Annotated in this window: 18 protein-coding genes; 6 read left to right on the forward strand and 12 right to left on the reverse strand. The window is 62.5% G+C overall.

All coding sequences use genetic code 11. The features are described from left to right. Positions 1-199 precede the first annotated feature (199 nt). Positions 200-2,647 carry an FAD-dependent oxidoreductase gene (locus BC363_RS01760; RefSeq protein ID WP_065786613.1) on the reverse strand — a complete coding sequence of 816 codons (2,448 nt, stop codon included), beginning with the start codon at positions 2,645-2,647 and terminating at the stop codon, positions 200-202. Next, positions 2,644-5,091 carry an FAD-dependent oxidoreductase gene (locus BC363_RS01765; protein WP_065787013.1) on the reverse strand — a complete coding sequence of 816 codons (2,448 nt, stop codon included), beginning with the start codon at positions 5,089-5,091 and terminating at the stop codon, positions 2,644-2,646. Before BC363_RS01765 ends, BC363_RS01760 begins: the two co-directional genes overlap by 4 nt. Positions 5,092-5,219: 128 nt before the next feature. On the opposite strand from BC363_RS01765, the gene BC363_RS01770 reads away from it, so the two are divergent. Then, positions 5,220-6,086, forward strand: coding sequence for a LysR family transcriptional regulator (locus tag BC363_RS01770; protein ID WP_065793277.1), 867 nt, complete (start codon positions 5,220-5,222; stop codon positions 6,084-6,086). A 93-nt stretch (positions 6,087-6,179) separates the two neighbouring features. On the opposite strand, the gene BC363_RS01775 is transcribed toward BC363_RS01770, so the two are convergent. From BC363_RS01775 to BC363_RS01790, 4 genes are read right to left on the reverse strand one after another with little or no spacing between them, the layout of a single operon-like run. After that, a complete protein-coding gene (locus tag BC363_RS01775; protein ID WP_065786608.1) occupies positions 6,180-6,866 on the reverse strand; it encodes an amino acid ABC transporter permease in 687 nt (228 codons plus the stop codon). Between the two features lie 22 nt (positions 6,867-6,888). Further along, on the reverse strand, positions 6,889-7,704 hold the full coding sequence (locus BC363_RS01780) for a transporter substrate-binding domain-containing protein (protein ID WP_065786606.1): 816 nt from the start codon (positions 7,702-7,704) through the stop codon (positions 6,889-6,891). A gap of 11 nt (positions 7,705-7,715) precedes the next feature. Then, complete coding sequence (locus BC363_RS01785; RefSeq protein ID WP_065786603.1) at positions 7,716-8,018, reverse strand: GYD domain-containing protein; 303 nt, start codon at positions 8,016-8,018, stop codon at positions 7,716-7,718. 60 nt (positions 8,019-8,078) lie between these two features. After that, entirely contained in the window at positions 8,079-8,744 is a 666-nt protein-coding gene (locus BC363_RS01790) for an isochorismatase family cysteine hydrolase (protein ID WP_065786601.1), read from the reverse strand. A 149-nt stretch (positions 8,745-8,893) separates the two neighbouring features. Between BC363_RS01790 and BC363_RS01795 the strand changes: the two genes are divergently transcribed. Further along, positions 8,894-9,784 (forward strand): LysR substrate-binding domain-containing protein, encoded by an 891-nt coding sequence (locus tag BC363_RS01795; RefSeq protein ID WP_065786599.1) that lies wholly within the window; start codon positions 8,894-8,896, stop codon positions 9,782-9,784. Positions 9,785-9,803: 19 nt separating this feature from the next. Here the strand turns inward: BC363_RS01795 and BC363_RS01800 are convergent, their stop codons facing one another. The 4 genes from BC363_RS01800 to BC363_RS01815 form a co-directional block, all read right to left on the reverse strand. Continuing rightward, positions 9,804-11,495: an alpha/beta-hydrolase family protein gene (locus BC363_RS01800; protein WP_065786597.1), complete on the reverse strand. Its 1,692-nt coding sequence runs from the start codon at positions 11,493-11,495 to the stop codon at positions 9,804-9,806. A 244-nt stretch (positions 11,496-11,739) separates the two neighbouring features. Continuing rightward, positions 11,740-12,372 (reverse strand): LysE family translocator, encoded by a 633-nt coding sequence (locus tag BC363_RS01805; protein WP_065786595.1) that lies wholly within the window; start codon positions 12,370-12,372, stop codon positions 11,740-11,742. 173 nt (positions 12,373-12,545) lie between these two features. After that, entirely contained in the window at positions 12,546-13,835 is a 1,290-nt protein-coding gene (locus BC363_RS01810; RefSeq protein ID WP_065786594.1) for a mechanosensitive ion channel domain-containing protein, read from the reverse strand. Positions 13,836-14,191: 356 nt separating this feature from the next. Next, positions 14,192-14,650 carry an Lrp/AsnC family transcriptional regulator gene (locus BC363_RS01815; protein WP_065786591.1) on the reverse strand — a complete coding sequence of 153 codons (459 nt, stop codon included), beginning with the start codon at positions 14,648-14,650 and terminating at the stop codon, positions 14,192-14,194. 126 nt (positions 14,651-14,776) lie between these two features. Here BC363_RS01815 and BC363_RS01820 point away from each other — a divergent pair, with 126 nt between their 5' ends. Beyond that, the gene (locus tag BC363_RS01820) at positions 14,777-16,060 is read left to right on the forward strand and encodes a cystathionine gamma-synthase family protein (RefSeq protein ID WP_065786587.1); all 1,284 of its coding nucleotides are present in this window, start codon (positions 14,777-14,779) and stop codon (positions 16,058-16,060) included. Positions 16,061-16,102: 42 nt separating this feature from the next. On the opposite strand, the gene BC363_RS01825 is transcribed toward BC363_RS01820, so the two are convergent. Further along, positions 16,103-16,453 carry a VOC family protein gene (locus BC363_RS01825; RefSeq protein ID WP_065786585.1) on the reverse strand — a complete coding sequence of 117 codons (351 nt, stop codon included), beginning with the start codon at positions 16,451-16,453 and terminating at the stop codon, positions 16,103-16,105. Between the two features lie 68 nt (positions 16,454-16,521). Next, the gene (locus BC363_RS01830) at positions 16,522-17,103 is read right to left on the reverse strand and encodes a TetR/AcrR family transcriptional regulator (RefSeq protein WP_065786583.1); all 582 of its coding nucleotides are present in this window, start codon (positions 17,101-17,103) and stop codon (positions 16,522-16,524) included. A 95-nt stretch (positions 17,104-17,198) separates the two neighbouring features. Between BC363_RS01830 and BC363_RS01835 the strand changes: the two genes are divergently transcribed. The 3 genes from BC363_RS01835 to BC363_RS01845 all read left to right on the forward strand — a co-directional run bounded on the left by BC363_RS01835 (position 17,199) and on the right by BC363_RS01845 (position 19,007). After that, positions 17,199-18,002 (forward strand): crotonase/enoyl-CoA hydratase family protein, encoded by an 804-nt coding sequence (locus BC363_RS01835; protein WP_065786581.1) that lies wholly within the window; start codon positions 17,199-17,201, stop codon positions 18,000-18,002. A 61-nt stretch (positions 18,003-18,063) separates the two neighbouring features. Beyond that, entirely contained in the window at positions 18,064-18,450 is a 387-nt protein-coding gene (locus BC363_RS01840; protein ID WP_065787012.1) for a metalloregulator ArsR/SmtB family transcription factor, read from the forward strand. Beyond that, positions 18,447-19,007, forward strand: a complete 561-nt coding sequence (locus BC363_RS01845; RefSeq protein ID WP_065786578.1) for an SRPBCC family protein — start codon at positions 18,447-18,449, stop codon at positions 19,005-19,007. Before BC363_RS01840 ends, BC363_RS01845 begins: the two co-directional genes overlap by 4 nt. Positions 19,008-19,106 lie beyond the last annotated feature (99 nt).

Raw genomic sequence — 19,106 nt, forward strand, 5'->3', positions numbered from 1 at the left:
CTAGATTTGCGTTGGCGTACGAGGCTGCCCCTCACCCTAGCCCTCTCCCCGCCTGCGGGGAGAGGGAAAACCTCTCGCCCTGAGTTGCCCGCCTCGCCTCGTTCGTGGGCACGAAGCCCACAACGCGTCTCCTTCGCCCGTCAAAACGGGGAGAAGGTGGCCGGCAGGCCGGATGAGGGGCAGCCGCAAACGTCGTTCCCTACATCCTCACCCGCTCGGAGCGCGGATCGTACATCGCCTTCAGCGACGCCTCGGCTTTCACCCGCGTGCCGGCGATCTCGATCTCGAAACTTGAACCGAGCACGTCGGCGTCGCTTTCGCCTTCGGAGGGCACGTAGCCAAGGCCGATGGCGCCGCCGAGATGGTGGCCGTAATTGCCTGAGGTGATGGTGCCGACGATCTTTCCATCACGCACGATCGCCTCGTTGTGGAAGAGGAGCGGCTCCGCATCGGCCAGCCGGAACTGCACCAGCCGGCGCGAAAGCCCGCGATTGTGCTTGGCGAGCACCGCCTCGCGGCCGATGAAATCACCCTTGTCGGGTTTGACAGCAAAGCCGAGCCCGGCCTCGAGCACGTGGTCCTCGTCTGTGATGTCGTGGCCGAAATGTCGAAAGGCCTTTTCGATGCGGCAACTGTCGAGCGTGTGGATGCCACAGAGCTTCAGCCCGAGATCCTGCCCCGCCTCCTCCAGCGCCTCGAACACATGCGCCGTCTGGTCGGTGGAAACATAGAGTTCCCAGCCGAGTTCGCCGACATAGGTGACGCGGTGGGCGCGGGCGAGGCCCATGCCGATCTCGATCTCACGCGCCGTGCCGAAGGGATGCGCGGCATTCGAAAAATCGTTCGGGCTCACCTTCTGCATCAGGTCGCGCGCCTTCGGCCCCATGACGCAGAGCACGCTTTCGCCGGCGCCGACATCGGTGATGACGACGAACTCGTCGCGCACATGCTTGCGCAGCCAGGCAAGATCGCGCTGCAACGTGGCGCCTGGCACCACCAGCAGGAACGCGGTTTCCGAAAGGCGCGTGACCGTCAGGTCGCTTTCGATGCCGCCGCGGCCGTTGAGCATCTGGGTGTAGACGATGCGGCCGGCCTCGACATTCATCTCGTTGGCGCAGAGCCGCTGCAGGAAGGAGAGCGCATCGCGCCCCTCAACCCGGATCTTGCCGAAGGAGGTCATGTCGAACAGGCCGACGCCGTTGCGAACCGCCAGATGTTCGGCCTTCTGGTTTTCGAACCAGTTCTGCCGTTTCCAGGAATAGCGGTATTCGCGTTCCTGGCCTTCCTTCGCAAACCAGTTGGCGCGCTCCCAGCCGGCGACCTCGCCAAACACGGCGCCGCGCGCCTTCAGATGTTCGTGCAGCGGCGAGCGCCGTACCCCACGCGCCGTTGCCATCTGGCGATAGGGGAAGTGATCGGCATAGAGCAGCCCCAGCGTTTCGGAGACGCGATCCTTCAAGTAGGCGCGGTTCTTCTGGAACGGCTGGGCCCGGCGGATGTCGACTTCCCAGAGGTCGAAGGGCGGCTCGCCGTCGTTCATCCATTGCGCCAGCGCCATGCCGGCGCCGCCTGATGAGACGATACCGATCGAGTTGTAGCCGGCCGCGACCCAATAGCCTTTCACCTCCGGCGCCTCGCCAAGATAGTAGCGGTCGTCCGGCGTAAAGCTTTCCGGACCGTTGAAGAAGGTATGGATGCCCGCCGTCTCCAGCATCGGCATGCGATTAACCGCCATTTCGAGGATCGGCGAGAAATGGTCGAAATCGTCAGGCAGCTGATCGAAGCAGAAATCCTCGCGGATGCCGTCCATGCCCCAGGGCTTGGCCTTGAGCTCGAAGGCGCCGACCAACATCTTGCCGGCATCCTCCTTGTAGTAGGTGCATTCGTCCGGCACGCGCAGCACCGGCAGCCGCGTGAGTCCCGGGATCGCCTCGGTGACGATGTAGAAATGCTCGCAGGCATGCAGCGGCACGGTGACGCCTGATTGCCGCGCGAACTCCCTGCCCCACATGCCGGCACAGTTGACGACGTTGTCGGTCTCGATCGTGTAGCTCTCGCCGTTCTGCTCGCAGGTCACGCCCGTCACCCGGCCGTCCTTCTTCAGGACCGACGTGACCTTGACGCCCTCGATGATCGTCGCCCCGTTCTGGCGCGCACCCTTGGCGAGCGCCATGGCGATGTTGGCCGGATCGCACTGGCCATCGAGCGGCAGATGCACCGCCGCCCTCACGTCCGAGGTATTGAGATGCGGATACATCGCCTTGACCTCGTCGGGCGTGATCTCGCGCACGTCGACGTTGAAGGCACGCGCCAGCGATGCCTGGCGGTAGATTTCCTCCTTGCGCTCCTCCGTCAGCGCCACGGTGATCGAACCGTTCTGGCGCATGCCGGTGGAAATGCCGGTTTCGGCCTCAAGCTTGACGTAGAGGTCGGCCGAGTATTTCGCCAGCCGCGTCATGTTCTGCGAGGCGCGCAGCTGGCCGATGAGGCCGGCCGCATGCCAGGTCGTGCCCGATGTCAGTTGCTTGCGCTCCAGGAGCACCACGTCGGTCCAGCCGAGCTTGGCGAGATGATAGGCGACCGAACAGCCCGAGACGCCGCCACCGATGATGACTGCTCTGGCTTTCGAGGGGATCGGCTTCGTCATGCGCGCAGTCTTTCATTGGAGGGATCCCAGAGCGGTTGGTCCGTCTCGACCGTCGCCTTGAAGCGATCGCCGAAGATCTCGACCTCGATCTCGTTACCGGGCACGGCGAGATCGGCACGCAGCATGCCGAGCGCGATCGACTTGCCGACGCGGTAGCCCCAATTGCCCGAGGTCGTTTCGCCCACCACCTGGCCGTCCGACCAGAGCGTCGACATGTAGGGCGCGTCGCAGCCGTCGGCGGCGACCGTCAAGGTGACGAAGCGTTTGCTGACGCCCTGCTGCTTCTCCCGCTCCAGTGCCGCCTTGCCCTTGAAGGCCGGCTTCGCCCAGTCGACGAAACGCTCTAACCCGCCCTGCAGGATGGTGTAGTCGGTGGAGAGATCGCCCTTCCAGGCGCGGTACCCCTTCTCGATGCGCAGGCTGTCGAGCGCCTCCATGCCGAAGGGCTTCAGGCCATGCTTCTGACCGGCCTCCCAGACAGCGTCGAAGATGACGGCGGTATCGTCCACCTTCGTATGGATCTCCCAACCGAGTTCACCGGCAAAGGACACACGCACCAGCTGACAATAACGCCCGGCGATTTGCGCCGTCTGGTGCGTGAGCCAGCCCTTGGCGAGATCCGCATCGCTGACTTCGGCCAAGATGTCGCGAGACTTCGGCCCTGTCAGGATCTGGCAGGAAAACTGGGTGGTGACATCGTCAAGCGTGAAGGCGGCATTGTCAGGCAGATGCTTCCGCAACCATTCGAGATCGTGCCATTGCGCTGTTGCCGCCGTGATCAGGAAGAAGAAATCCTCGTCCAGCATCATGACCGACATTTCCGTGACGATACGGCCCTTGTCATCGGAGAAATAGGCAAGGCCGATGCGACCCGGCTTCGGCACGCGGCCAGTGATCAGGCCGGAAAGCCACGCGGTCGCCCCCTTGCCCTTGACCCGGAAGCGCGAGAACCCCGGCAGGTCGAGGATGCCGGCGGCATCGCGCACGGCCAGGCATTCTTCTTCGATGCGCTTGGCCCACGGCCCTTGCCGGCCCCAGGTCTGCGTCGCCTCCTCTGACGTGTCGTCGCCGGGTTTGGCATACCACATCGCCCGTTCCCAGCCGTTATAGGGTTTGAACTGCGCGCCGAGTGCGGCGATACGATCGTGGATCGGCGACAGCTTCTTGCCGCGTCCGGCGGCCCAATAATGCTTCGGAAAATGCATCGCATATTCGTGGCCGTAGATCTCCATGCCCTTGGCGATGCAATAATCCTGGTCGGTATAGTCGGTGTAGCGCCTGGGATCGCAGGACCACATGTCCCACTCCGTCTGGCCCTCGGTGATCCATTCGGCCAGCACCTTGCCGGCGCCGCCGGCCTGACAGATGCCGAAGGTGAAGACGCAGGCCTCAAACGCGTTCGGCACGCCCGGCATCGGCCCGATCAGCGGATTGCCGTCGGGCGCATAGGGGATCGGGCCGTTGATGACCCGCGACAGCCCCGCGGTTCCAAGGATGGGCACCCGTTCGACGGCGTCGTTCAGATACCATTCCAGCCGCTCGAGATCGTCAGGGAAGAGCTGGAACGAAAAGTCTTCGGGCATCGGGTCGTCGGGCGTCGTCCAGTGCGCACGGCAGTTGCGCTCGTAGGGTCCGAGGTTCATGCCGTTCTTCTCCTGGCGGAGATAGTAGGAGCTGTCGACATCGCGCAGCAGCGGCAGCTTGTGGCCAACCTCCTTCGACCAGGCGGCAAGCTCCGGGATTTCGTCGAACAGGATGTATTGATGGCTCATCACCATCATCGGCACGTCGCGGCCGAACATCTTGCCGACCTCGCGGGCGTAATAGCCGGCGGCATTGACGACATATTCGCAGCGGATCTCGCCCTGCGGCGTCGAGATCACCCATTCGTCGTTTTCGCGGCGCGCCGCCGTGACGGGACAGAAGCGGATGATCTTTGCTCCCATATCGCGCGCGCCCTTGGCGAGCGCCTGCGTCAGCTGCGCCGGGTCGATGTCGCCGTCATAGGGGTCGTAGAGCGCGCCGGTCAGCTCATGGGTTTCGAGGAACGGATAGCGGCTGCGCATCTCGTCCGGCGTCAGGATATCGAGGTCCATGCCCTGGTAGCGGCCCATGCCGACCACGCGCTTGAACTCCTGCAGCCTCTCCTTGGAGTGGCCGAGCCGTATCGAGCCGGTGACGTGGTAGTTCATGGGATAGTCGACGCGCTGCCCAAGATCGCGGTAGAGCGACGCGGAATAGCGCTGCATGTTCATGATCGACCAGGACGACGAAAACGTCGGAACGTTGCCGGCGGCGTGCCAGGTCGAGCCGGCCGTCAGCTCGTTCTTTTCCAGAAGCACGCAGTCGGTCCAGCCGGCCTTGGCAAGATGGTAGAGCGAGGAAGCGCCGATCGCTCCCCCACCGATGATCACGACCCGCGCGTGAGACGGCAAATTCGACATGCACTGTTCCCTCGTTTTGCCGGAATTCTTGCCGTCGAAACGGGGCGCCATCAAGCGATGGAAACAGGCTTTATTGATCGACAATTTCGATTAGATTGGGCGAATCTTCGAAACCGGACGGGATGCCGATGCAAGTGGATCTGATCGAGACGTTCCTGGACCTGATGGAGACACGCTCCTTCAACCGCACCGCCGAGCGGCTGAACATCACGCAATCGACGGTGTCCCACCGGGTCAAGGCGCTGGAAGCCCAGTTCAACCGCAAGCTCTTTACCCGCAACAAGGGCGGCACGGTGCCGACGGCTGCCGGCCTGCGGTTCCTGGATTACGCGAAAGCGCTGCAAAACCAGTGGCATGAGGCAACACGCGCGGTCACCAATGCCGGCGCGCTGGAGCGCTCGATGCGACTCGGCATCCAGCACGATCTGGCCGAAGCCTTTGCCGGCGAATGGCTCTCCGCCATCCGCCGCGAGCTACCGACAACCGAGATCTACATGGAGGCCGATTACTCCAACCAGATGAACCGGGATCTCGGTGCCGGCGAACTCGACCTCGCCATGCTCTATACTCCGCATTATCTGCCCGATCTGCATTATGAAAGGATCGGCGATCTGCATTACACGATGGTGAGCACGGCTGCCGCCGCCTTGTCGGATATCAGGATCGAGACCTATATCCAGGCGATCTATTCGCCGGCCTTCGATCGCGCCCATCGGCTGGCTCTGCCGCATCTCTCCGCAGCACCGGTGGCAACCGGCCAGAACCTGGCGATCACGATGCTGCTGCATTCGCTCGGTGGCGCCGCCTATGTCACCACCGCAACGGCCCGCAGGCTCATGCAATCCGGGAGCGCCACCCTTGTTGCCGACGCGCCGATGATCGCGCAGACGGTCTATGCCGCCACCAGCCTGCGCACCCGACACGCCCACCAGCACCGCAAGATCATCGGCGGGATGCAGGCGCTGCTTTCCGCAAATGACGAAGGCGCTGGCTGAAGGGCCTACAGCGCCGCGCGTCTATTTAGACGCGCAAAGGTCGCTGTAACACTTTGAGTTGCTGCATAATTTTGTCCTTAAATCGATTCCGATTTAAGGAATTATGCAGTAGGCCATGCGGCGCTGGATCAGCCGCTGCAGGAACATCAGGATCGAGACGATCGCCAGATAGTAGACGAGTGCTGCCGAATACCATTCGACGAAGCGGAAGCTCGACGCGATCGCGTCGTTGACGACGGCCATGATCTCCCGCATCGAAATCACATAGGCAAGCGAGGTCAGCTTGATCAGGTTGATGAACTCGTTGACGAGCACCGGCATGACGATGCGCAATGCCTGCGGCAGGACGACGAGGAAGAAAGTCTGCAGCCGGTTGAGCCCGAGCGCGCGGGCCGCATCCGTCTGTCCCTGGCCGATCGCCGCCAGCGCCCCGCGCATCGCTTCGGCCATATAGGCGGTCGTTACCAGCGTGAAGGCGATGAAGGCGGCGGCAAAGGGCGTGTACCAGGGCGCCCGCGTCAGGCCTGGAAAGAGCTGCGGCGCGCCGTTCCAAACGATCAGCAGCACGAGAATGAGCGGGGCCGAGCGAAACAGCCAGACATAGATCTGGGCTGCAGTGCGGCGCACCGCCGCCATGGAATTCAGGGCGACGGCAAGCGGCAGGCAGAGCAGGAACGATGCGACCTGAACCAGGATGGACAGCAGGATGGCGATGGCCGCGCCCTGCAGCATGACCGGCATGGTCAGGGCATCCAGAAACAGTTTCGTATCGAAGTTCATTCCCTGCCCACCTTCTCAAGCATCAGCGGTCGTAATCGACGTCGAAGAGCGCCGGATCGAGGCCGTACTTCTTGGCGATGCCACCAAAGAAACCCTGTTCCTTCAAGATCTTCAGCCCCGCCTTGACCGCGGCGGCATCGCTGCCTTCGCGTCTGGAGTAGATGCCGTAGGTGAAGTCCGACGCCCAGGTGTAGGGAAGCTGCAGCTCTCCGTCGGAGCGCGAGGCGCGGTAGGCGCCTTCGGCCTCCTCGGTCACCGTCGCATCGACGCGGCCGACGAGGACCTGCTGGTAGGCCGCCTGCTGGGTCGGATATTCCTGCACCTCGACCGGCGGTTGGCCCTTGGCGATCAATGCCTTGTTCAGGGGCTCGATCCGCTCCTCCTTGTAGTAGGCGCCGGCTTCGAGCGCGATCACCTTGCCGCTCAGATCTTCCGGCACCTTGATGGCGTCGCTGCCGGCCTTGGTCACCATAGCGGTGGCCGATTTCATGTAGGACACGCCGTCATAGGTCTCGCGGCGCTTGGCGTTGATGTAGATGCCGCTGACGATCATGTCGCAGCGCCCTGCTCCGAGCGTCGGCAGCAGCCCGGCAAATTCCGTGACGGTATAGTTGACCTTGGCGTTCCAGAGACCGGCGAGCGCCTCGACGATCTCGACATCGATGCCGGTAGGCTTCGCATCGGCCGGGCTCTCCTTGAAGGTCAGCGGCGGAAAGGCTGCGGTGGTGCAGACGCCGATGTCGCCGTCGGCGGCAAAAGCCGGCGCTTCCGCATGGGCAAGCCCCGCCGACAGCAGGATGGTCCCGAGAAGGGTCGCATGCGATGCCAGTCTGATCATCTCTATTCCCCTCATTGAGTTGGTGAAACGCGCCCGACGATGTCGCCATAGGTCTGGCCGTCGAAGGCGGGAAGGATAAGCGGGTCCACGAACCCGTCGCGTCGTGCCGTCAGCACGTATTGCATCATCGAGGCATTGTCCGGCATCTCGAAAACCTGGACGAAATCGTAAGCTCCGAGCGTGGCGTAGAAGGCGACCGAGCGACCGCCGAGCGAAGAGACGCGGTCTTCGCTCACCTTGCGCCGCGCGCCGCTATCGGCGAGTTCGGCCAATCCCTTGGCCGTCAGTTTCATCAGCGAGATATATCGTTGCATGGGGCATCATTCCGTTGAAACGGTTGGCATAGAACCAGCGATGTGGTGGTGGTGTCGGTGTTAGCGGCTTGCGTTCGCCAGGCCGGCGATGACCGCGTCGCTGGTCGAGACCGTGCCGAAGACGCCGTTCTCGATCGAGATCATGTTGATCGCCGCCTCATGCGCCCATTGCTCGCCGCTGGCGCAGCAATCCGAGATCGTCAGGCACTGGAAATTGCGGTCGCAGGCCTCGCGCAGCGTCGTATGCACGCAGACATCGGTGGTGCAGCCGGCAAACAGCATATGGGTGATGCCCTGCGCCCTCAGCACGTGCTCGAGATCCGTATAGGTGAACGAGCTGTTGCAGGTCTTGTCGATGATGACGTCACTCTCCGCGACATCGAGTTCGGGCAGAAGCTGAAAGCCAGGGCTCGAACGCAACAGCACCTGCGTGTTCTCCAGACCTGAGCGCTTGCGGCGCCATTTCTCATAGGGCGTCATGTCGGCGAGGTCGGCACGGTAGCCCTGGCGCGTATGGACGATCAGGCAGCCGGCTTGTCGCGCGGCTGATATGACGCGGTTGACCGCCGGCACGATGGCGGCGAGCGGTGCCGGATCGTAGCCCATCGAGGCGAAGTAGCCGTCGGGCGAGCAGAAGTCGATCTGAAGGTCGATCACCATCAGCGCGGTCTGTGACGGAACCAGCTTGCCGTCATAAGGAAAATCAAATGGTTGCGCCGCGATCATGGTGTCTCTCCCTCTCTCCGACCCGATTCATAGGAGTAAAAATCGATTGGGAATAGCGATTTTTTGTGCTTGATATTGTCTAGTTTGGCTAAACGATTGCGGGTTCCGACCCGAATGCAATCAGCGGCAGATCAGGGTTCGGAGGTAGAATGAAGGCGCTGCATTTCCTGCCCTATCTCAGGGCTTTCGAAGCCGTCGCCCGGATCGGATCGGTCCGCCAGGCGGCCGACGAGCTGGGCCTCAGCCCGGGTGCGGTATCGCTGCAGCTGCGCCGGCTTTCGGAGACGACGGGGCTGACGCTTCTGGAGAAATCGGGGCGCAATATCCGTCTGACCGCGGCCGGGCGCGACTTCGCCCAGACCGTTTCCCATGCCATCGGCAATCTTGCCGTCGCGGTCGAGAACGGTGCCGAACGGAAGCTCGAAAACCACCGGAAGAAGCTGACGGTCGCGCTGCCACCGGCGCTGGCGATCGCCTGGATGGCCGGCCTCCTGGTGCAGTTTGCCGATACGCGCGGCGTCACCGATCTCGCCATGCGCAGTTGCATCCGCGCAGGCGACGTCCTGTGGGACGATGTCGATCTTGCTATCGTCTACGACAATCCGCCCTTTGACGGACTTTGGTGGCAGGTGGTCAGCGACGTGAAGCTCAGGACCATATGTTCGCCGCTCTTGTTCCCGCGACTGGAAGGGTCACACCGCGACAGGAAACTGCGCGACGTCACATTGCTGCATGAAGATGACGGCCGGGAATGGACACGCTGGTCGGCCGCCTCGCGTATCTCGCTCGAAGGCAGCCGCAGCGTCCGGGTGCCCTCGGTCGCCGTCGCCGTGGCATCGGCCCTGCAGGGACAGGGGATCGCACTCGTCTCGGATGTGCTGACCCGCTCCTACCTGCAGGAAGGCCGGCTGATCCAACCGTTCCCGACGGCGATACCGGCATCTGCGGGATACTATCTCCTCTGCCCGACGGAAAAGGCCGAGGAACCGCTGATCCAGGCGCTTGCCCATCAGATCGCCGCACATCTGCGCGGCGACTGAAAGAGCCTCTGCCAGACGATCAATAGCGCCCCTTGAGCAGCGTCTTCAGCCTTGCAGTATCATCCGTCGTCACGCCGGGCGGATCGACCACCTGCATCCATGCATCGATATAGTGTTCCGGCGCATAGACATGGCCGTAGCCGATCGGCGTCGTCGTGCCCATCGCCATGTCGGCCAGCAGCTGGAACATCGTCACAACGGGGAACCATCTAAGGTCGGGCGAGACATCATGGCCGCGCGGCGCCTTCATCCAGTCCGGCTCGCGGTAGAAGGAATGCGGATCGAAGAAGGTGATCGGGTCGCTGGCATATTGCAGATAGACGATCCGCACCCCGCCCCACTGGGCGCCGGGAATGTCGAGCGCATTCTCCTGGCTGGTGAAGCGGACGACAGAGCCGTCGCGATAGCGCGGCAGCCATTCCGGCGAGCCCGGATTGCGGCCGGCCGTGACCGAAAGCCAGGTCTTCGTGGGGAACGGCGAGCCGACCCAGAGCGCACCCTGGAAGGGATCGCTGATGATATCGAACGGGTCGACCGATCCTTGCGAATTCATCGAGCCGAGGCTGAGGCCGTAGAGGTAGAGCCGCGGCCGCTTGTCCTCGGGCAGCGTCGTCCAGTAGCCGTAAACCTCGTCGAACAGCGCATTGGCGGTCTCGGCGCCATATTCCGGCTCGACCAGCAGCGACAACCAGCTGGTCAGGTAAGAGTATTGCACCGCGACGCTGGCGACGTCGCCTTTCAGCAGATACTCGGCCGAATCGAGCCCCGGCGGATCGATCCAGCCGGTGCCGGTGGGCACGACGATCAGAAGGGTGGACCGCTCGAAACCGCCGACGCGCTTCAGTTCCTCCAGCGCGAGCTTCGCCCGCTCCTTGGCCGTCTCGGCCGAATTGAGCCCGGCATAGACCCGCAGCGGCTCCTGCGCTTGCCCGCTGAAGAACGCGCCGATATCGGCCGCCGTCGGGCCTGTCGCGATGAATTGGCGACCCTGGCGCCCCAGCTGGTCCCACTGCATCAGCGAGGCGGCGCTGCCTGTCTTGACCGCGTCGCTCGGCGGCGCAATGTCGGCGTCGATGAAGGCGTCGAGCCTCTGGAAGGAACTGTCGGCCGCATGCAGCGCGAAGCGGAAGATCACCCCGTCGACCGCCGACCAGAACAGCGCGATCGCCGCCAGCGCACCGACGGCCTTGGCCAGCGGTCGCGTCAGGACATATTCGAGCCGCTTCGAGGCGAACCGGAACGTCAGGCGAAACAGCCGCGCCACAAGCACGATGGCGACGAAGACCACGACGGCGATGAGGCCAAGCTTCAGCGGTTCGGCGCTTTCGACCGGGTCGAGACCCATGAGGCTCCGCACCGTGTTCTGCCACGCGGCCGCCCGCCAGAGGAAGGCGAGCGCAACGACAACGCAGCCGAGGGCCGCCGCAAGCTTGAGGAACAGGCAGGTCCTTGGGCGCACATCGGGCAATTCGAGAAACGACCAGAGCCAGCGAAGGAACACGCCGATGGCGTATCCGGCAGCAAGCGAAAGTCCTGATATGACCGCCTGGATGACATAGGGGCGCGGGATCAGGCTCGGCGTCAGCGACGTGGCGAAGAACAGCACCCCGACGATGAGGCCCGTCGTCGAAAATGACGCCCAAAGCTCGGACACGAACTGTGGAACGGGCCACTTCGCTCTGCGCAGACCCGTCTCTTGAAGGTGATCCACCGGCAGGCTCCTTGTTCAAGATCGTTCATCGAGCGCACCAAAGCGACTACTGCATAATTCCTTAAATCGGAATCGATTTAAGGCAAAGATTATGCAGCAAGCTTAAAGTGTTACAGCGTCCTTAGCGCGTCATATTTGACGCGCGGCGCTGTAGCGCGCCTTCCGATTGATAGCCGCCAGCCACGGCGGGGACAACCTTGCGTTGGCCGTGCCTGCGCTGGGCGTCGCCCAGGGGCCGTGCCGATCAACTCTTCTGGAAAGCCAGATGAACACCCAGCCCGACGAGCACACCCCCGCCGACCCGTTGCATGGCGCGCTGCGCCATGCTCGAACGCTTGAGCCGGGCGATCAGCACGCCCGCCAGGATGACGCAGGCAATATCGGCCGAAGAAAACATCAGGTTGACGATCGTGCCGAGGATGACGAACTGCAGCCAGACCGGAAACGCCGCAGATGCATCAATGAACTGCGGCAGGAAGGCCACGAAAAAGATCGCCGTCTTGGGGTTCAGCACTTCGACCGTAATGCTCTCGAAGAAGGCGCGCCGGCCGGATTTCGCCTCGATCCCGGGCAAGTCGCCCGCCCCTTGCGCCTTGGCGCGAAACAGCGAAATCCCGAGCCAGACGAGGTAGGCCGCACCGGCAAACTTGACGATCATGTAGAGCACCGGCACCGCGTGAAACAGCACGGAGAGCCCGGCAGCAGCCGCAAAAACATGCACATAACCGCCGAGGTGGATGCCGAGCGTCGCCATCAATCCGGACCAGCGGCCGCGCGCCATCGTCTGCGCCGCCGCATAGAGCATCGCAGGGCCGGGGATATAGGCGAAGATCACCGTGGTCGCGAGGAAAGCCAAAAGCAGTTCCATAGACGGCATCGATGTGCTCCCAATGGGTCGGATGGTGCGGAACAGCTGGCAATAGACAATGCCTGCGCCCGCTTGGCAAGGCGAGATCGCTCCCTGCCCGCACGCGGGCATTGCAGGGCTTCCCTCGCCTCGCCGCCCAGGAAGGCGCAGATATCGTTCGCCGACGGCTTGTGCGTGCCGCGTCACGCGCGGGTCACCTCGACAGGTGTCTTCATGATGATTTCACGGTGCGGGAACGGGATCGAAATGCCGGCCGCCTTGAACGCATCCCATAGAGCCATGAGCACCTGACCGCGAATATTCGTCAGTCCGTTGCTCGGATCGGAAATCCAGAATCTCAGCTTGAAATCGAGCGATGATGCACCGAAACCGGTCATCCAGCAGACCGGCCGGGCATAGGTGCTGGCGACCCGTGGAATCGATGTGGCGGTCTCGATGGCGATGCGCGCGACCTCATGCGGATCGCTGTCATAAGACGTTCCGAAGTCGATCTCGATGCGAACATAGTCGCTGGAAAACGACCAGTTCACGACCTGCTGCGAAATAAAGTCTTCGTTTGGAATGAGGTATTCCTTGCCGTCTCTCGTGATCACCGAGACGAACCGGGAACGCAGGTCGCGGACCGAGCCGAAGGTATCGCCGAGTGTAATCGTGTCGCCCGGTTTGATGGATTTATCGAGCAGGATGATGATCCCCGAGATGAAGTTGGAGACCACCTTCTGCAGACCAAAGCCGATGCCGACACCGACGGCACCCGAAAAGATCGTCAATGCGGTCAAGTCGATGCCGGTTGCGTTCAGCGCGATTACGCCCGCAAAGCCGATCAGTCCGATCTTGACCAATTTGCTGATGAGGACCTTGAAGGAGGGTGTGAGATCAGCAGACCTCTGTATCCAATGCGACGAGACGTTGCCCATCAGAACGGCCAGCCAGACCAGCGCAAAGGAAAGGATGATGGCCTTCAAGACAAGCAACAGCGAAAGGCGAACCGCGCCGAGATTGAACGCTACGCCATCGAGCGTCGTCAGGATCACGCGATCGAGCCCGATCGCGTAGAGCGCAAAATAGATCCAGCCAGTGACGGCAACAACACGCGCCAGCGTCGGGTTTCTGATGATACGCGTGAGGACCGAGATGACAAACCACGCCGCCGTAAGCGTAAGCGCGGTGGCGACCAGCCATCGGTACGACGGCCATCCAAAGCGCAACAGCATCGCATCGGCGATCCATAGCCATATCATCAGGAAGAGCCACCGTAGCCGCCGCATCAAAGCGATGATGACGCGCAGCAGGTCTGGATTGCCCTTGATGGTGCGTGCGCGGGCTTCGATTGCCGGCTCTATCCGTTTTGCCAGAAGGCCGCAAACCAGGTAGCCGGCGACAATCAAGGCGAGTTGATAGAACGTCCACTCGTTGAGAAGGACGATCCGCATCCAGGAACCGACGGCGTCGAACGCTTCTACGAAATCCATCGCCTTTCTCCGCGAGCGCCACGCGTCCATCTGAGCGCACGAAAGTGGGATGAAAAAAGTGGGCGCGGTTTCCGCCCGCATCCCGCCCTGACTAGAATCGATCACGTTCATGATTTTGGGTCGATCGACCGAAAATCATCGTGATCTAGGGACGCTCTCTTTGAATCTAGTGCATCCTTTGCACTTTCAAAGTCGCCGCTCGAAAACCTGATGCCGTAGCCTCGGGATCCATTGATTTCAGGCGTCGCGCAAGACGGATCTCATCCCTCAATATGAGGACTACGACAGAAAATACGAAATTCCCTCAAAGCTTTATGGTATCGGAAAACGCGGCCTCCGCCATATAGAGCGGTCCACTAGATCCGCCGCTCCTTGATCGTGTTCATGACGAAGCTCGTCTCGATCGAGGCCACGCATTTGAGCCGGGCGATCTTCTCCTTGATGAAACGCTCGTATTGCTCGAGCCCGGCACTCATCACCTTCAGCACGTAATCGCGCGAGCCGGTGACGAGGTGACATTCGAGCACTTCGTCCCAGCCGCGGATCGCCTGCTCGAACATGACGATCTCGTCCTCGTGCTGGCGGCTAAGCCTGACGGTCGCGATCGCCGTCATCGTCCAGCCCTCCACCGCCGGGTCGATCAGCGCGGTGTAGCCGCGGATGACGCCGGTTTCCTCCAGCCGCCGCAGCCGCCGCAGGCAGGGCGAAGCCGACAGCCCGACGCGCCCTGCCAGGTCGTTGTTGGTGATGCGGGCGTCGGCCAGCAATTCCTTCAGAATTCGGCGGTCTGTTTCGTCGGCAATTTTCTGCGTCATATTTTCCCGATCCCGGCAATTCTTTGCGCAACTCAAGGGCATGTGATCGCAAATAGCAAGGATCGGTCCAAGCGTCTGATATAATTTGCCTGTCAGACGCACCCGTTTCGCTTCAGGAGAAAAGCCATGACCGCGCCGCACCCCTCCAAGACCCATATCGGAAACCACAAGCTGCATCCCGAAACCCTGATGCTGAACTATGGCTACGACCCAGAACTGTCGGAGGGGGCCGTCAAGCCGCCGGTATTCCTGACCTCCACCTTCGTCTTTCGCTCGGCCGAGGAAGGTCGTGACTTCTTCGATTTCGTTTCGGGCCGCCGCGAGCCGCCGGCGGGCGTCGGCGCCGGCCTCGTCTATTCGCGCTTCAACCACCCGAACAGCGAGATCGTCGAGGATCGCCTCGCCGTCTATGAGCGCACGGAAAGCTGCGCGCTGTTTTCCTCCGGCATGTCGGCGATCGCAACGACGCTGCTCGCCTTCGTGAAGCCCGGCGACGCGGTGCTGCATAGCCAGCCGCTCTATGGCGGCACGGAGACGCTGCTGGCGAAAACCTTCCTCAATCTCGGCGTCTCGGCCGTTGGCTTTGCCGATGGCGTCAACGAGGCCGCGGTGACCGCCGCTGCCGAAGTGGCGATGGCGAAGGGCCGCGTCTCGGTGATCCTCATCGAAACGCCGGCCAATCCGACCAACAGCCTCGTCGACGTCGCCATGATCCGCCGCGTCGCCGACGCGATCGGTGCCAGGCAGGGGCATACGCCTGTGATCGCCTGCGACAACACCCTGCTCGGCCCGGTCTTCCAGCGGCCGATCGAGCACGGCGCCGATATCTCGCTCTATTCGCTGACCAAATATGTCGGCGGCCACTCCGACCTGATCGCCGGCGCCGTACTCGGCTCGAAGGCGGTGATGAAGCAGTTGAAGGCGCTGCGCGGCGCGATCGGCACGCAGCTTGATCCGCATTCCTGCTGGATGCTCGGCCGCTCGCTTGAGACGCTTTCGGTGCGCATGCAAAAGGCCAATGACAATGCCCGCATCGTCGCCGAATTCCTGCGCGATCACCCGAAGGTCGAGCGCATCCACTACCTGCCGTTCCACGACGAGGCCTCGCCCGTCGGCCGCACCTTCGCCGCACAATGCACCGGCGCGGGCTCGACCTTCTCGTTCGACATATCAGGCGGCCAGGAGGCGGCCTTCCGCTTCCTGAACGCGCTGCAGATCTTCAAGCTCGCCGTCAGCCTTGGCGGCACGGAATCGCTGGCAAGCCACCCGGCGGCGATGACCCATTCGGGCGTGCCGATCGACGTGCGCCGCCGCATCGGCGTTCTCGACACGACGATCCGGCTTTCGATCGGCATCGAACATCCGGACGATCTGGTCGCCGACCTCACCAACGCGCTGACGCTGGCCTGATTTCGAGGAACCGGCCGCCGATCCCTTCGGCGGCTGGCCTCTTCAATGGGACAGGATATTGATCACATTTCCGAACGGGTCGCGCAGATAGAAACGCCGGACACCCCAGGGCTCGTCGGTGATGTCATAGACGATCGTCACGCCCCTTGCCCGGGCTTGGGCATAGACCACATCGGCATCGTCCACCTCGATCGAAAGCACCGGCACCGGCGTGTCGGACCCGCCCTGGCTCGCCACGCTGACCTGCGGCATCGCCGCCTGCCCCTCCGCCGCAAACGTCAGGATCCAGCCGTGATCCATCACCACCTGGAGCCCGAGCAGGTCGGCGTAAAAGGCGTGCGCGGCACGCGGATCTGGAGCGAATAGATTGGACACGATGCGTCTAACGGCCATGTCGTCCTCCCGGGTTTCGTGGGGTTCAATCTGTATCGCGGCACCGATTTTGCCAAGAGCACCCGAGATCAGCGGGCCGCCATCGCCACGCGAACCAGCGTCGCAGCCGCCTTGCCCGCGCTCTCCATGTAGCTTGCATCCCGGTGCAGAAGGACGACCGCAAAACTGCCGTCGAGCAGCAACAGCGTCTGGCGCGCCAGTTCGCCCGCATCATCGATGCCTGCCTCGGAGAATACCTGCGTCAACCAGGCTTCGAATTTCTTCTTGTGGGCAGCACCGATGCGGATTGCCGGATGGCCGGGCATGTTGGCGAGCTCGGCCGAGGTGCGCAGGAAACCGCACCCCTTCCACCGGGGATGACGGGCAGCGCGGGCGAGATTGACGAAGATCGCCTCGACCTTCGCGGCAAGATCGCCGTCTGTGGCATAGAACCATTGGCGGAAGAGCGACAGGTTCGGCTGGTCGCGGCCCTCGAGATAGGCGGCAATCAGCTCGTCCTTGCTTTCGAAGTGATAGTAGAGCGTGCGCTTCGTCACCTCAGCAGCTTCCGCCACCGCATCGACGCTGACGGCGCGAATGCCCTCGGCATAGAAGAGTTTCGAGGCGGCATCGATGATGCATTCCCGGGTGGTGCGCTCTGGTTTCGCCATCTCTATGTATACCGACTAGTGAATATACATTCGATCTTCCCTCACCTAACCTCCCCCCGTCAATGCCTCGCTCGAAGCGACAAAGGGAGACCACGATGTCCGACACCGTATTGCTGCAGATTTCCGATGGGATCGCGCTTCTGACGCTGAACCGGCCGGCCAGGCTCAATGCGCTCAACTACGAACTGATCGATTGGTTCTTAAGCCTGCTCGACATGCTCGAGGTGAACGACAATGTCGGCGCCGTGATCATCACCGGAGCCGGCGAACGCGCCTTTTCGGCCGGCGGCGACATCCACGAGTTTTCCGGGAGCGTTGCCAAGGGCGCAAACACCGCCGTGCGTGATTTCGTCCGCCGCGGCCAGCGCTTGACCACAAGGCTGGAGGCGTTTCCCAAGCCCGTCATCGCCGCCGTCAATGGTCTGGCCTATGGCGGCGGTTGCGAAATCACCGAGGCCGTGCACCTTGCCGTCGCCAGCGAGCACGCCCGCTTTGCCAAGCCCGAAATCAAGCTGGGCATGCCGCCGACCTTTGGCGGCACGCAGCGCCTGCCCCGGCTCGCCGGTCGCAAACGCGCGCTGGAACTTCTTTTGACCGGCGACGACTTTTCGGCCGACCACGCGCTTGAACTGGGATTGGTCAACACCGTCGTTGCCCATGAAGAACTCATGCCCGCCGCCCGCGGGCTTGCCAAACGCATCCTGCGCCACTCGCCGCTTGTCGTCCAAACCATCATCACCGCGGTCACCCGCGGCCTCAACATGTCGATATCAGAGGGGCTTCTGGTGGAAAGCGAACAATTCGCCCGCATGGTGCCGACCCCGGACCTGACTGATGCGCTGGCGGCCTGGACAGACCGAAATGGGGCAAGGAGCAAGGCCAACGCAGTGGCTGTTTGAACAGCCGATACATTCAACCAATCGGTTGACAATAACGGTGGCATCGGCGATATTCAACGACATGGTTGAATATATGAACGATCGGCTCGACGCCGTATTCCATGCGCTCTCCGACCCGACGCGGCGGGCGATGCTTGAGGATCTATCGGCGGGCGAACGGCTGGTGGGCGAGCTTGCGGCACCCTTCTCCATTTCGCTTGCCGCCGCGTCGAAACACATCAAGGTGCTCGAAGGCGCCGGCCTCGTGCGGCGCGAGGTGCGCGGCCGGGCGCATGTCTGCCGGCTCGACGCCGAACCGATGCATGCCGGCATGGAATGGATGCGCCACTACGAGGCCTTCTGGCGCCAGCGCATCGACGTGCTGGAGGCGCTGCTTCTGGCCGAAGACGCCGCCAACGGCGAAAAGACTGAGACCACGGCGCGACCGGAAACGGAGAAGGAGCAATGACATCGCATACGGGCACTGACGACGGATATGCTCGGATCGTCGCGCCGGACGCGGCGCGCATCGAGCGGCTGCTGCCGGGACCGATCGAGCGCATCTGGGCCTATCTCACGCAGGAGGACAAGCGCCGCCGATGGATGGCCTCAGGAACCATCGGCGCTACGGCCGAAACGGCGGTCGAACATATCTTCCGCCATGAGGAACTCGGCACGGATTGCGGCCAACCGCCAGCCAAATATGCGGCCCTTGCCGGCGAAAGCCGCATCCATGGCCGCATCATTGCCTGTGAACCGCCGCACCTGCTGGCCTATACCTGGGGTGAAGGCACGCCGACGCCGTCGCAGGTGCGGTTCGATCTGGAAACCAAGGGCTCAGAAGTGCTGCTGGTGGTCACCCATTCGCGCATCGCGACACAGGAGATGATGGCAAGCGTTGCGGCCGGCTGGCACACCCATCTCGACATTCTCGCCGACGTGGTTTCCGGTCGCACATCGCATGGTTTCTGGAACAAGCATACCCGGCTCGAGCAGGAATATGCGCGGCAGATCGCTGCGCGCTAACGTTCTTTAAGTCATTAAAAGTGCTGCATGATTTTCTCCCTGGATCAGCGCCGATCCAAGGCATCATGCCGCATGCCCATTCACCCCGACAGGATCAAG

The sequence above is a fragment of the Ensifer sp. LC384 genome (assembly GCF_001695865.1).
Taxonomy (GTDB): Bacteria; Pseudomonadota; Alphaproteobacteria; order Rhizobiales; family Rhizobiaceae; genus Ensifer.